This window comes from Segatella copri, assembly GCF_009495355.1.
GTDB lineage: Bacteria > Bacteroidota > Bacteroidia > Bacteroidales > Bacteroidaceae > Prevotella.
The window spans coordinates 1-14,513 of record NZ_VZAD01000023.1 but is presented as its reverse complement, the minus strand read 5'-3'; the positions used below and the strand labels follow the sequence as shown (position 1 = coordinate 14,513).

13 protein-coding genes are annotated in these 14,513 nt (G+C 46.9%); 4 read left to right on the top strand and 9 right to left on the bottom strand.

What is annotated here, in order from left to right:
- Window positions 1-380: 380 nt before the first annotated feature.
- From F7D20_RS02600 to F7D20_RS02555, 9 genes are all read right to left on the bottom strand, one after another.
- The gene (locus tag F7D20_RS02600; RefSeq protein WP_228114080.1) at window positions 381-1,298 is read right to left on the bottom strand and encodes a phage antirepressor; all 918 of its coding nucleotides are present in this window, start codon (window positions 1,296-1,298) and stop codon (window positions 381-383) included.
- Window positions 1,299-1,958: 660 nt separating this feature from the next.
- Entirely contained in the window at window positions 1,959-4,073 is a 2,115-nt protein-coding gene (locus tag F7D20_RS02590; protein WP_158462728.1) for a fimbrillin family protein, read from the bottom strand.
- Between the two features lie 67 nt (window positions 4,074-4,140).
- Window positions 4,141-5,112, bottom strand: a complete 972-nt coding sequence (locus tag F7D20_RS02585) for a fimbrillin family protein (protein ID WP_158462727.1) — start codon at window positions 5,110-5,112, stop codon at window positions 4,141-4,143.
- Between the two features lie 59 nt (window positions 5,113-5,171).
- Window positions 5,172-6,242: a DUF5119 domain-containing protein gene (locus F7D20_RS02580; RefSeq protein ID WP_228114079.1), complete on the bottom strand. Its 1,071-nt coding sequence runs from the start codon at window positions 6,240-6,242 to the stop codon at window positions 5,172-5,174.
- Window positions 6,239-7,507 carry a DUF3575 domain-containing protein gene (locus tag F7D20_RS02575; RefSeq protein WP_158462726.1) on the bottom strand — a complete coding sequence of 423 codons (1,269 nt, stop codon included), beginning with the start codon at window positions 7,505-7,507 and terminating at the stop codon, window positions 6,239-6,241. The genes F7D20_RS02580 and F7D20_RS02575 overlap by 4 nt, the downstream gene beginning before the upstream one ends.
- A gap of 559 nt (window positions 7,508-8,066) precedes the next feature.
- The gene (locus tag F7D20_RS02570) at window positions 8,067-8,705 is read right to left on the bottom strand and encodes a hypothetical protein (RefSeq protein ID WP_158462725.1); all 639 of its coding nucleotides are present in this window, start codon (window positions 8,703-8,705) and stop codon (window positions 8,067-8,069) included.
- Window positions 8,706-8,707: 2 nt separating this feature from the next.
- Complete coding sequence (locus F7D20_RS02565; RefSeq protein WP_158462724.1) at window positions 8,708-9,562, bottom strand: hypothetical protein; 855 nt, start codon at window positions 9,560-9,562, stop codon at window positions 8,708-8,710.
- Between the two features lie 187 nt (window positions 9,563-9,749).
- Entirely contained in the window at window positions 9,750-10,769 is a 1,020-nt protein-coding gene (locus tag F7D20_RS02560) for a hypothetical protein (protein ID WP_158462723.1), read from the bottom strand.
- 283 nt (window positions 10,770-11,052) lie between these two features.
- A complete protein-coding gene (locus F7D20_RS02555) occupies window positions 11,053-12,039 on the bottom strand; it encodes a leucine-rich repeat domain-containing protein (protein ID WP_194253476.1) in 987 nt (328 codons plus the stop codon).
- Between the two features lie 644 nt (window positions 12,040-12,683).
- On the opposite strand from F7D20_RS02555, the gene F7D20_RS02550 reads away from it, so the two are divergent.
- The 4 genes from F7D20_RS02550 (at window position 12,684) to F7D20_RS02535 (ending at window position 14,489) form a co-directional block, all read left to right on the top strand.
- Entirely contained in the window at window positions 12,684-13,262 is a 579-nt protein-coding gene (locus tag F7D20_RS02550) for an HU family DNA-binding protein (protein ID WP_158462721.1), read from the top strand.
- A 97-nt stretch (window positions 13,263-13,359) separates the two neighbouring features.
- A complete protein-coding gene (locus tag F7D20_RS02545) occupies window positions 13,360-13,458 on the top strand; it encodes a smalltalk protein (RefSeq protein ID WP_022253136.1) in 99 nt (32 codons plus the stop codon).
- 192 nt (window positions 13,459-13,650) lie between these two features.
- Window positions 13,651-13,929, top strand: coding sequence for a xenobiotic reductase B (locus F7D20_RS02540; protein ID WP_158462720.1), 279 nt, complete (start codon window positions 13,651-13,653; stop codon window positions 13,927-13,929).
- A 32-nt stretch (window positions 13,930-13,961) separates the two neighbouring features.
- On the top strand, window positions 13,962-14,489 hold the full coding sequence (locus F7D20_RS02535) for a zeta toxin family protein (protein WP_158462719.1): 528 nt from the start codon (window positions 13,962-13,964) through the stop codon (window positions 14,487-14,489).
- The last annotated feature ends 24 nt before the right edge of the window (window positions 14,490-14,513 follow it).

The window sequence follows — 14,513 nt, the reverse complement described above, 5'->3', positions numbered from 1 at the left end:
GTATTTCGACGCAAAAAACGTGTCGAAAAATTGATAGATTTTGAACACCCTACCTGTAAGGGCAAAAGCTTTAAAACTCCAGGGGCAATTTGTAAAGCTTTTGCCCTTACAGGGCGCCTTGCTGATTGCCTTTATACCCAGGGCGTTGCCCTGGGCTAGGAGCTTCTGCCCTTTCAGGGCGTGCTGCATATGTGCCTTCAGGGCGTGCTGCATATGTGCCTTCAGGGCGTGCTGCTGACTGCCTTTATACCCAGGGCGTTGCCCTGGGCTAAGAGCTTCTGCCCTTTCAGGGCGTGCTGCTTAATGAAACACCCACAAAGACTGTTGTCTTAACTCCTTAACTCCTTTAACTCCTTAACTCCTTTAACTCCTTAACTCCTTTAACTCCTTAACTCCTTGAGAATTTCTCCTTTAGCCCTCAGATGAATAAACTCCCGTCCCTTCTCCGTCCACACGAGGTACATGCGGGTTAGCACGGTGTCTCTTCCCACAAAGAGGTCATAGTGGGTTCGGCTCTTCGCCAGTCCGCGGTGGGCATAGTCGGCATAGAGCATATACTGTCCGCTCTGGTAGTACTGAATCCGTTCAGCGCAAAGCCAGCGGTTCAGTTCCTGTGCCGTCATCCCCAGTTCCTTGGCTATCTGCGTGGTGGTGTAGCACGAGATGCTTTCGAGCACGCTGTCGGCGTAGAGAGCCTTGGGCAGCAGCCGGTCGATTTCCACATCCTGATCGGCTATTCGTCTGTTCTTTTGTTCCAGGAGCACTTTCTGCTCGCTGATGAGCTTGTCCTGCTGGGCTATGAAGGAATCCTTCTCCCGAAGCGTCTTGCGAAGAATCTCCTCAGTCTTGCGGACGACCGCCTCATCGCTCTCGCCTTCGTGGAGCGGAATGAACCCGCCCGTCTTGCGAATTTGCGGCAGCACCACCGAGGTGACCCAATGCTTGAACCGCTGCGCTGTGGGGAGCTTCGAACCAAGCACCAGCGCATAGAATCCGCTCTCGTTGACGAAATGCAAACTGCGTTTTTGTTCATACACAGATCCGTTTCTTCGTATAGTCACACTCGCGGTACGTTTCGTACCGTCAGTAGGCTTCACATGGCGCAAGATAGCTTTGCGGGCCTGGTCATATCCAAGAGCTTTGCACACGTCATTTCCGCAAAACTGAGGCTCACCTTTCTCGTCGGTCAAGATGCGGATGCATCCGAACTCAGAGCACTCAAATACCATCACCCGGATGGCGCTCTCATGATTGGCAGCAGCCTTGCTACCGACAACCTTTACATTAGTTTTTTTCATATGCTATAACTATTAAAATGGTTAATACTATGTTTTGAATACAAAATGTGATTTTCATGGCAAAAGACCATCATTCTTGTTGTTTCAACCTTGTCAAAGAGCGAGTGGATGGCAATATCATTCTTATGTCCCACTTACAACATGGCATACACAGGAATGTCCACGAACCTCAGAACTCGGCGATGGTTCTGAAATCCATGAGCAAAGGTAAAGCGAAAAAAAAGGATGCCAAAAGAAAAAAATATGCAATGATCAGCTGGTCTAATCAGTCTAATCATTGCATATCTTTTCGTCTCATTCGTCCAACAAAGTGTCTAACGAGTTAGGTTTATTTGACAAAGAAGTATCAATACAAAGTAACTAAAAATATCAGTGAGAAACTATTGGTAGAGAAGCACAGTCGGCATTTTTATATCCGCGCAAACAGGTGTGTATCGTTGTATGACGATATCTTTGCCTTGCGCGGATGGAAGACCGAATACACAGTATGTTTCTGTCCCTGCAAAATGTGTTAAGACTGCAAGACTGCACATGCTGAACATATCAGCAAATGAGCATAAAAAAAGTTATGGCAGACCGCCGAAGTTACTAAATACGGCAGACTCCATAACTTTATATATGCCTAACTTTTAGGCGGAATGAACTCTATTTCTCTAACCTTTATTTTGTTCCTGGCATCTTGCGCACAGCACGGTGCTTCAGATTGGCGGTTCTTATTCTCAACTTCGCACCTACGACGCCTTCGGTATATTGATAAGCGTTTTCGTTGTCGTTGGCAACATCCGACGCCGTGGAAGTCCAATACTCGCCAGAGAGCGGATAGTCATAATCCTTTATCTTCGAATACTCATTCTTGGCAGGCAAATACCACACGAGGTTTTCTCGCTTAAGTACCGGGCGATATGCCTTATTGCCTTGCGCGTCGGTGTCCAGCAATTCCTTATTGAACTTATTCTTCAATATACACATTCGGGCAGCATATTCTGCTGGGTCAACCGGTAAAGGCTTATCTGCTACTCCACCCCAATCTTCCAGCTGCTTAATGAGTCCGGTCACATCACTAACACCATTGAAATTATACAATTCCCAAGTATTCTTGTTTCCATCGTCAGGATCGTCCGACACATCAAGATTAGGCACCTTACTGAAGTCGATAGTAACAGTTCTCAGCTGTCCCCAATATTGTGTATAAGTGATATAGTCCTGATACTTATCACCATAATACTTAATCTGGATTTTCATAATCCATCTTCTAAACGGACCCCAAAAACCGGTGCCACCAGCTTTACTCATATCATAGGTGATTTTCATCGAATTATCCCACAAGAATCCCCACGGCGACACCTTGTCCTCGAAACGCTCGCAACCCAATCCTTCGGTATTCCAGCTTGGGAACAACTGTTCGATAGTATATACCACAGGAGCCTGTTTGGGATAGTCGTTTGGCTTAAGCTCAAGATCCACCTTTCGGTTTGCCCTATCTATGTTCTCCTCAAGGAAGGCATACACCGTCACTTCGCCATCGCCTGTGCCCGAAATGCTTGACGTGCCTCGGTCTTCCTCCACCCAGTATCCAAGCGAGGTCAAGTCGGTAAGCTCTTTGCAAAGCGTCACCTTTGGCGATTTTGATGTCAGCGTCCATCCCTTCTCCAGATACTTCGACCTTATCTTGATAGGACAAATCACATAGTGGGCATCTTGCAGTTTGGGGGCCTCGGTAAATTCCAATTCGTAGTAAGGCGAAATCGAGAGCCTATAGGTCACGGTTTTGCCCATAGGCCATTCAGCTCCATTGAGCGACGCGCTAATGGTTCGTTCTTTACCCGAATTCTTATCTTTATACACCACTTCGAGCTTGCTGTCCTTGTCCAATCTCTGTGGCAGCAGCATGAAAGCCGCCTCACCGTTGTATAGTATTGTGCCGTTGGGCGTGGTTGTGGTGGTAGGATAGTTTGGAGCTATAGAGTAGTCGGTGGTTTCCACGTCGAGCGTCCATTTCGAAGTAGCCATGTCGTAGGTTCCCGACTTGTGCACATTAGTAATTTTCACACTCTGAATAGAGCCATTGGGCATCTCTGCTCCCGTCAATATCCTCACGGCTGTACACAGATGTTTGAATTGCAGGTTTACTGGAGCACACGTCGAGCTCGTGCCTGGATTGGACATGAAGCCTGTGTATGCAGCCATAATGTCGGGCTGCTTTAGAGCATCGTCGGGTACTGTATATTTTATCGTTGTTTTCTTCACGTCAGGTGCAGGATAAACAGGCGTCTCCGTGAAAACGCCATCATCCGCAGGAGCCCATGCAAGGAAGTTCAGCTGTCGGTTGCCGGGCCAGTAGTAGATGTTAGCCGACTGCCACAAGGAGCCTTTCTTTGTGGCAACATCATCCATATAATATTGTGTGCCGAAGGTGCCGTCGGCGTTCTTTACTTGTGCCACCACCTTGAATTTGTCGTACATGTCCGTAAGCATACTGGCACGTGTGGCATGTTGCTTATTGTTGGCTTCTATTCCGTCGCTCACTATAGCACGCACACACAAAGTGTCGGTCGTCTCATCCGACCTAAGCACATAGCTGGTAGAAGTAACGTCCTCGCCATTGCCATTGGCACGTGTGGCATTGTCGTCATCGGAAATACCAAAGCGGATACAGTCAGTCTGGCTTTTGCCAAAAGAGTCTAATGTTCCATCGCTGCTGCATGAAAAGAGTGACAACGACAGGAGCGCAGCAGCCATGCCAGCTGTCTTGTGTAAGAGTTTTTTTCCTTTCATTTTGATTTGGGTTTAAGGGGTTGTGAATTAAATGTGAGGGGGAAGATTATTCCCCCTCAGAAAAGAATTAGTTGCCAGGTACTGTCACTGTATTGTCTACAAAGTCTTCAAAATTATTTACTGTAACACTAAATTCTATCTTACAAAGATCAGGATTCTCAGGATCGATGTTGGTTGCATCGAGAGTAGCTGCCAGCTGATAGCTCTTGTTCTTCTCCAATACCAAACCAGAAACCTTTGCACTATGATTATATGTATCTGTTACACCATGGTGAACACGTGTTACCACAAATGTGATATTATAATCTGTAGCTGTTGCAGGAATCATGTACTTATGGTCAGATATGCCAGTAAAATCATCTACCTTTCCTGTCATATCTCCAAACACAAGTTCTGTAGGGTCAGTTGGAGTCCAAACAACATCCGCCAAATTCTCACCAAGAGTTGCTGTTCCCTTAGAGTAAGCATTTGTTATCTTAACGTTTGAAACAGTAACTACAGAACCGTCGTCCATACCATTCTTAAACTGGAAACGAACACGTGAAAGAAGGTGATTAAAATTAAGATTTACTGCTGCTGGGCATGTTCCACCTCTATATATATCAGCTATTTTGCCAGCATAAATAAGGTCGGTTTCACCAGTTTTATTATCAAAGGAAAGTGAACCCCATTCGCCGTAATTGTCGGGAGCATTGAACGTATAAGCATCGTGCGGAGCAAGAGCCTGGAAACTATATTTATAGTCCTTCTCCCAGTAAACATTTCCAGTATAATTCCAAGTTGAACCAGTTCTGTTGAAGTCAGTTCCATCAAACGGCTTACCACCCTTATTGGTTCCATCTTCCTTCTCCATTCTACCCCACAATTTGAATTTCATGAGGGAAGCTGTTGTTAAGTCTGTAGCACGTGTACTATTGTTCACAAAAGTTTTAAACTCGATAGCATTCTTGTTGTTTGCCATCTCTACATACTCGTCGCTACTGCAAGAAGCCCACATCATACTAACTGCAGCCATACCAATTAAAAATAGTTTTTTCATAATGATAGGTTTTAAACTGTTAATGATTATTTTTAAAGTAAAAGTTATTTTTGCCTCTATTATTTTAGAGGAATAATGACATCTTCAAACTCGCCCCATCCCTCTACTCCGACATCAAATCCAGAGCTGCCTTGCTTTCCGTCCTCGTCCGAAATCTCTATGCCACTCACCACTATCACTCCACCTTGCGGTTGGTTGTTGATTTGTTCGGTGACGTCGAAGTTGAAGTTCTTTATGATGCCGTTTTTCAGTCGCACCTCAAGATTCAGGGCATTGCTGTGCGGGGCACGTGTTGGGGAGTAGAACCCGTTGGGATAATCGGGCACGCCGAACGAGGTTATTATAGCCTGTACTCCCCACGGCTCCATAGTGCATTCGTAGAGCAGCGTTGCCGCCTCCTTCGATGTGTAGCCACTATTCAGATAAACCGAGGCTGCCATGCCCGACAAGGCTCCACGCGTCAGCTTGACATACTCCAATCCCTTGCTGAACTCATAGCGCACAAGATACTTGAACACCAGTGGGTGCATTGTCACCTCCATAAGCGTAGGCTCTGAGGTTCTCTCCGAGGTGTAGCTCTTGTTGTAGTTGCCGTAGAGCATATCGGGCATGTTCACGGTGTTCTCCTTCGCTCCGGTTTGGCTGTTGAATGGATTGCCCAAATAGGTTGATCGAGTACGGGTACGTGTAGTAGCCTTAGCAGAGGCATACGAATACATTTCGTCGAAAACGATATATTCGGTGTCGTTGTTGTAGAACAACAGCTGATGCTCTCCAGGACGCAGACCAACGGTTTCGCCCATAGCCGCCATGTTTATCATGTCGCTCTGTCCCTCCTTTGGGAAGTCGTGCATTCGTAATCCGGCAGGAATCAGCGGTCGCAGGTCGTCGTATTGCATACCGTAGCTTTCGAGCCATGTGGGGAAGTCAATCCAGTGGGTCGACCCATCCTTTCCTACCTCCCATTCCTGCTGATAGTTGGCACTCACGTGCAACTGATATCTTGGCGCATGGGCGTTGTGGTCGAAGCACAGCTCCTTATGGTCGCATGAAGACAACGAAGTCATGGTAGCAACGGCGAGCGACGCAGCCCAGGCAGCCACTCTGCCTTTATTCATCACGTTAATCATTTGTTGCCTCCTTTCTTCACATTATAATTGTTATTGCCTAAGAGCCACACCAGCGTCACCTCAATCTTTGTAGGTCCCCACCAGTGTCGGTTGTGAGTAGATTGCCACACATAGTGTCCGTCGATAGGAATGTATTTGTAGTAGCGTCCACCCATATATCCAGCCACAAGGCTGAAGTCGATGTTCAGCCGCTCGGCTATTGGCATTGAGTAGCCATATTCGGCACCAAAGGCATAGTTCAGTCGGCTCCAAATCGAGCCTCCAGGTTCGCCAGCCATTTGTCCCTTGCCTCCAAACTCAAAGTCGTAGGTCAGGATTTGGGCGTTTATTCCGATGTGGTGGCCTTGCAAGGGTTTCTGCTCCGAAGCGTGTCCAAACCACTTTCTTGCCGACAGTCCTCCGCCATACACTCTCCAGTAGCGATGCTTGCTGTTGTTGCTCCACCATGCGTACATCCAGTCGGCTGCTAAAGACCATCGTCGGCCAAGCGACACCTCGACCCCGACATTTGGAATGGCAAGCGCGTCGTAGAGCATATTCGTCTTTATGGCGAAATAGCGGCTACTCTTCGCGGCTGGCATAGGCTGAGTTTCCTCGGGTGATGTTTCTTGGGGTATTGTGTCAACAGATTGAACGGGTGTTTTTACCTCTTGGGGTATTTCTGTCTGTTTAGTTTCATTTTGCTTAATGTATACCATCAGTACGCTCGCATTGCGTATCAAGGGGAAGAACTCTCGCAGCATATAATTCCATGTGCGTCCGAAATTCATGTCCATCAGTCGTTTCTTGCGACTGTCAACAAGAGTACCTTTGGCGTTGTAGGTGTATTCTGGAGTCTGCCTTATCTGATAGAGCACATCGTCTTTGTGTGGCATGTCCGTTCGTTCGACATATATGGCGAGCTTCTGCCACACGTCTGTCTTGTCGCTCTTGAACACTACGCTGTCTGGCAAGTCTACCCTTTGCCTGATATAATGCTCAAGGCTTGCGCATCTGTCTACCACAAGCTGCTTGTTCTGCAGAGACTTGCCTTCTGGCGAAGCTGAGCCGCAGAACGACACACCCGTAATTTCCATATTGGGATTGCGCTGAACGTCGGTCAGCAAACCTACAATCTCGGCGAGATTGGAAGCGTTGTCACCGTAGTCAAGATCGATCTCGCTTGAGTTTACACGGAAACCAACACATATCTCCTTGCGATAAGTCTGCCCAGACACACCTATACAGCATAGGAATAATATTGCAAGATTAATCAGTAGTTTCATAAGAGTTACAATTTATATTTTACTTATTGAATCAGTTTAGTGTTGTATATTCTCTTGCCTCTTTCATTTAAGGGCATAATTATAGCTAATAAATAACGTCTTAGATTTAGTTGTTTCTTTCTGTCTCAAATATACTACATTTTTTCCCTCCCCCCCCCTAAATTGTTAACACATTTTTAGACCCTTAACATTTAGAAATATTTAAAACAAGAGAAAAAACGGAAAGTTAAGACCAAAACAAGAAATACACATTATTATATAGGAAATTCAAATGGGGTAAGACTGCAAGACTGCACATGCTGAACATATACACAAGCAATGATGCATACATGATAGACTTCAGATTTGATTTTGGGTAGCCGCATGCCCAAATATGGCGATAGTGGTGCTAAATATATCTTTTTTTATGAGATGTAGCACCACTATCGTAACTTTACAATCGGTAGTCATATCAAATATTTTTGTAACTAATTGATTTTCACACACAAAGATACAAAATATTTGTGAGACTACCAACTTTTTTATGAACTATTTCTTATCCCGAACTGGGTAAATTAAGCTATTTTATGCAATTCAACTCCTCTTTCATCTCCACGAGCCGCACGTACAGTCCCCTGTAGGCTATCTCGTAGAATCGGCTCACCTTCTCGTAGGCGATACCGAGCTGATTGCGCCTTGCCCACATGTCCTTCAACCTGGTTACCTCCTTGGATTCGCCGTATTTCCACAAGGTGCGTTCATGAGAGACAGACTTGCGCAATTTGTCGGTCATCGACTTCATTTCCTCGGGAGTATCATAGGAAAACACCATAGGAAACCATTCCATCATCTGCTCCACAAACTCTTTGTCGCCCACAGATTGTCGGCACACGCCAGCTTCCAGCAAGGCCTCAAAGATATAATACCATTCGTTCTTGGCAGAAGGGTTGATTCTGCCATGCTCGTTAGGGCCGTAGATGGCGTTGTACTCGCCAAGGTCGATGCTCCTGGCAATCTCACCGAGCAAGGCATTCAGCTTATCGTCAGAGTCGAAGAGCCTGGTGTCGAAGATGCAGTTGCGCAGGGAGTCGGCAAGCTCCTCCCGGTGGATGCCCGAGGCCGACTGGACGCCGCCTCCAAATCCGAAGTTCACATGCTCGATGGTGAGGTTGCCATCGACAGCTATGCCATAGTTGTTGCCATTGATATTGATTGCCATAATTATCGTTTTTGTAAAAGAGGTTGGGTTTCTTTGGCGGCGATAGCCTTTGCCAGCATCTCCGCCTGAGGGTCGGTAAAATGGAATCCTGCGTTCAAGTCACCCCCGGTCATGATGCCACAGTTGTCGCCTCCTGCACTTACGCCCTGAGCCTCGCCGTCGAGCCGCTTGTAGAGTTCGAGCAACGGAACGTCGAACAAGTGACGGTGCTCGATGTTGTATCTGTTCAGCGAGAGCAGCATCTCCTTGATGGTCTCCACGCTCCTGCCGTATGCCGGGGTGAGCAGCTGATTGATGAACTGTCGCATTGCATCAGGGTTCTCACCTTCTTCCCGCTTCCACTCCATCAGCTCATAATGCAACAAGTCGGCCCGCTTTCCTTCCGCAAACCGGGCCTCTTCTTTCTTGCATCCCTCGTCGAGCAGGGCATCGAACAGTTCATGGTGGCACCACCTTTTCATGATGCAGAGGATGACAGACTGCGAGTTTGACTTCTCAAGTATCTTTCCTGGTGCCTGGCCCTGCTTCGCTGACAAGGCGACTAACATCGAGGCTGCCACCATCTCGATAAGCATTGCATCGGCAGCAGCGCCGCCGTCGCTATAGGCCTCAGTGATACAGGAAGCCTCCTCCTCCAAGTCTTCCAGTTCGTCATCGATGCCCTCTTGCGCATCGGGAAGCCCGAGTATCACATCACAAAGGTTTTTTGCCGAGAGGCAAATCTCCTGAGGCGTGAGGTGGGTCTTACCTTCCTTGTACCACGCCTTCAAGGCATCGTGGAAGGTTACATAGACCGTATCGGAAAGCATCCGGCGGCGCAAGGAACGAGCCTGATGAGGTGTAAGTCGTTCTATCATTTATTTTTTAGTTTACTCAAGTTTCGCAAGTTCAGAAGTTAAAGGAGTTAAAGGAGTTATCGCTCCCTACGGTCGCTGAGGAGTTAAGACAACAGTCTTTTTGGCGTAGTTTTTTTAAGCAGCAAGACATACGTCTTAACTCCTTAACTCCTTAACTCCTTTAACTTCCTGATATGCGAAAGTTCAGTTAGTTTACTCGATTTACCAACGAATCTCCCAGAAGAGAGCGAGACTCCTCGTCCTCAGACTCGTGCTTGATGCTGTTCATCATCGTTATCACCTTGGCTTCCAGCTCTATGCGTTTCACCTGCTCCAGCGGTGCACCCTCCTTGTCGGTGCCATGAAAGAGGCACTCCAGCAGGACGGCATCGAATTCCTGGGTTACAATCTTGTCGGAGAGAGACTCTTCGGAGTCGATGAGACAAGAGTAGTGGGCACCGTCACTGGTAATCAGCTCCACAGGGGTATCGGTGGCGCGGCTCAGCGTGAGCAGGTTCTTCATGAAGACAGATGTCTTGTCAACATAAAGTGCGGTCTTCGACTCCTCGGGCATCACCGTGTAGAGCGACTTGTAATTGTCCCTCTTGGCAGCCAACGCCAGTGGCAGCACGAGCGACATAAGCGAGTCGTCGAAATACTCCTTTCCCTCGCCCCTCAACCGGTCCACTCGCTGCAAGATCTCGCTCTCCGTCAGTCCCTCGGGCGTACCGAAGATGAGGTTTTGCGAGTGCTGTTGCAGCCGTGTCCACGTCTTGAAGAGGTCTTCTGCGTAGTAGCTGGGCAGGATGTCGATCGTGTAGCAATAATCGGCGAAGAGCCTGGCGTTGATGGTTCGGGAGAGGATGCGCGCCACTTGCTGCGGATTGCCGAATGCCTTCTTGCGGCGGTGTATGGCGACGGTGCGAAGGCCACTTCGGTTATCGATGACTACGAAGCACGAAGGCTCGTCTCTCGCCACGCTGGGCTCGTAATGCTTCTCGATGGGGATGTCGATGCTGTTGGCGAACTGCATCACGATGATTTCGGGTGCCGACAACAGGTGATACACTCGGTGGTTGAACACTTTCTGCGTCTCGCCCTCGCCCAGCCGGAAGTCGATACTCGAGTCCTCTTCGAAGAGGCTGCCCAAGTGTCGCTGGCGATCTTCCCAGTGATGCGGGGCGAACTCATGCTTGTACTTGATAAAAAAATGCGCAAATCTTGCCATAAGGTTATTCAGGTTTGATAATTGTTTTTTAGTTCTACTTTTCCCACTCTGGGCATCAGCCCACGCTTACTGCCTACAAAGTTACACAATTATTTGGGTTTTCGGAAAGAAAAGGGAGAAAAAAACAAACGGCAATAAAAATATGCTCCACATGGTCTTTCTATAATCGGAGGAAATAAAAGACAAAAAGTTAAGATATAAGACCTATCATAAACCAAAAAGGGCACGATTGCTCGTGCCCAAATTACTTGATCTATCATTATATTGCGTTCGTTAGCCGAAACTATTGAACAACAACTTTCTTCACACTTCCATCACTATACTTCACGATGTTCAAGCCCTTGGCTGGAGCTGATAATCGCTGGCCATTTGCTGAATAGCGAGAGACTTCCTTGACATTGGCAGAGGTTGCAACCTTATCAATGCCCGTCGCATCGAACTCTACTATATTATAGAAATAGCCAAATTCTGCTGACCTAAAATAAGCATTACCAGTTCCTTTTGGTACATAAACCGTACAATTCTTTTCGTCACATCCAAGAAATAGATTTGACCCCGTCTCTGGTAATTTTTCCATATATACATAAATGGAGGTCAATCCACTGCAATACTTAAAAGCTCCAGAACCTATCGCAGTAACACTGGAAGGGAGGGTCAAGCTAATCAATCCATAGCAGCAGATAAAAGCTGCTCCACCTATCTTAGTAACACCGGAAGGGATGGTAAAGTTAGTCAACCCTCTGCAATTCAGAAAAGCACCCTCGCCTATCTCAGTAACACTGGAAGGGAGGGTCAAGCTTGTCAATCCAATGCAACTTGACAAAGCATAACAGCCTATCTTAGTAACACTGGAAGGGAGGGTCAAGTTTGTCAATCCACTGCAACCTGAAAAAGCATATTTGCCCAACTTATCATTAGAGGTACAAATGAAGCCATCATCGCGGTCCGAATAATAAGCATCTCCACCTTCTACAATTTTAGCATCAGACAAGTCTAATATAGATAGCTTTCCGTCGGTTTCTTTCCCATTAACATCACAACCAGCCATCTCACGGATAAATTTCAAATCCGTGCCATTAATTTTACCAACAATCTTCAGATTGGTAATCAGATTCTTCTCGTTTGCACTAATCTTATCAGGTAAAGTACCAGCCTCATCCAGCTTTATTTGTCTGGTAATCAAGCCATCATCTGCAGCCAGAATTGCCGTGCTCCCAAGCAACACAAATAGCACTGTTAAAAACAGACCTTTGAAAGTAAATGTTCTCATATTCATTTTAGTTATTTTATTCCGCAGCACTATAGTTTATTATACTTTTGATATCCTGAGCAACAAAAGCGGCCCAGGGTCTTGCCATGTCGAAAAATTCAACGTATCTTCGTGTTGCAAAAAGAAACAAAAAATCCAACGATAGACATGGCAAAGTTACAAATAAAATCTGAGAAACCACTTCTTTTGGAGGATTTTTTTCGGGTCGTGGAGCAAATCCGCTGACACTGACACTGACAGTCCAAAATTCCGCAACCCTACTATTGAGGGAAAAAGGGTGAAAGAGAAAGTTTATATTTATATATATATAAATATAAAAATATATTATTAACATTTCTTTACTTTTCTACTCCTTCACAGGAGAAAAGAAAGAGGGGTGCGGAAAATCGGACTGTCAGTGTCAGTGTCAGCAAGGGTGTCACATTAAAGCGAGGTCGTGAGAAACTATGACTTCGGGAGAAGAAAACTAAATTTGCGCGCGCCGAAAGCTATGGATTTCCGTAGGGTAAACTTACTGAACGCATTTTTGCTGAAAATCGCCAGTTTACGCATACCGAAATTTGGTCATTCTAAGAAAAGGTGGTATCTTTGCAAACAGATATAGAAACATCGAAAAACATTAACCATTAAAACACATTACAACTATGGCAAACAACACAAAAGGAACATTGAAGTATCGCAAGGTAAAGCGCATTCCACCCTTAGGTGAAAACGCTGGTAAGGAAAAGTGGTACGCCACGGTGGTAACCGACCGAGAGTTGTCGTTCGAAGACTTCGTCAACCACATCTCCGACCACGGCTCGCCCTACTCACGAGGCTGTATCAACGGTGTACTCACCGATGCACTCGACTGCCTGCAGGAGCTCATCCTCGACGGCAAGAGCGTACGGCTCGGCGACCTGGGACTCTTCTCCATCGGCATGGCTTCGAAGGCCGAAGAGACTGCCAAGGACGTGAGCGCTCAGAGCATCAAGAAGGTGCACCTCATCGTGCGCAACACCCGCACCTGGAGCAACTCGGAGCTCAGCAAGAAGTGCAAGCTCAAGGAGTACGACGCCTTCGGCACTGACGGCACTCAGACCGACTCGCCCGGCACTGGCGACAACGGAGGCGCAGGCGGCTCCGGCACCACTGGCGGCACCACCCCCGGAGGCACTGGCAATCCAGGAGGCACTGGCAATCCAGGAGGCTCTGAAAGCACCGGAGGCGGCGACGGAGAATAGGCATCCTGACTCCTGAGCAACGCCAAGGGGAGTTGCCCGAAAACTCCCCTATCGAGAATCATTCACCGAAACACAGAACCCTTAAACATCTATCACTATGAAAAAGGACACTTGGAAAACCCTCATTCAGATCGCCATCAGCATCTTGACTGCTATTGCCACCACGCTCGGCATCACCAGCTGCACCCTGGCTTAGGCCTTCCGCCACGCCTGACTGGCATCTCTGAACGCCCCTCTCATCCTCTCTTCGCCCAAAGCCCGCGAGCCCCTCACAGCAGGGAGCCGCGGGCTTTTCGCTTTGGCATACTGAAAAAAAAAGGAAAACATTTGGCGGTTTGAGGGATTCCTTGTATTTTTGCAATGGTTTATCAAAAAAAAAATAAGGCTTATGTGCAAATATGAAGAAATAGAAGGCTGGCGTCTATCGAACGGAAAGACCATCAGGGAGATCAACAATGCCGTGCACGATGAGGTGGAACGCATCTACTTAGAGGCGTGGTCGAAAGGCATCTCCGTGCCATATTTCGAGGGTGGCAAGACCTTTCTTGCCAATCCCGACGGAAGCGACGATGAAGCTTCCTTAGATTTCAATACACGCCAATACACCATCATCCGACAAGTTGCTGCACCAGGTAAAGGAAAAATGTCCTACTTGCTGCAAGCATAGTTCCGTCATTTTACCCATAAAACAAAAGCACCATGGAAAGACGACCAGAGTTTACGATTATTGCAGGTCCTAACGGAGCCAGCAAAAGCCGATTAGGCATATTCTACTCGAATGTACAAGCCTTTGATGGAGACAGGCTTGCCATGACTCTTAAGAAAGAGCATCCAGACTGGGTCAGTCGATGGATTGACGGCACAGTCATCTCTACATTGATGAAAGAGACGGATAATGCAATAGAAAACAAGTTGAACTATGCATTCGAAACCAACTTTTCTTCAAATTTAGCAACTCATCTTATCCAAAAATTCAAAGATGCAGGATACAAAATCAGCCTCATCTATTTTGGACTTTCTTCCAAAGAGGACTCCCTTTCACGCGTCATGCAGCGCCAAGTCATGGGCGGGCACAACGTAAGTCAGGAGGTGATAGAATACAACTTTACCGAAGGTATCAAGCGTGTACGTGCCTCGCTTGCTCTCTTCGAGAACATTCTTTTTGTAGACGGCACATCTGATTTCGGTGATATCATTACCCCAGTTCGGGATAAGAATAGTTCATAAAAAAGTTGGTAGTCTCACAAATAT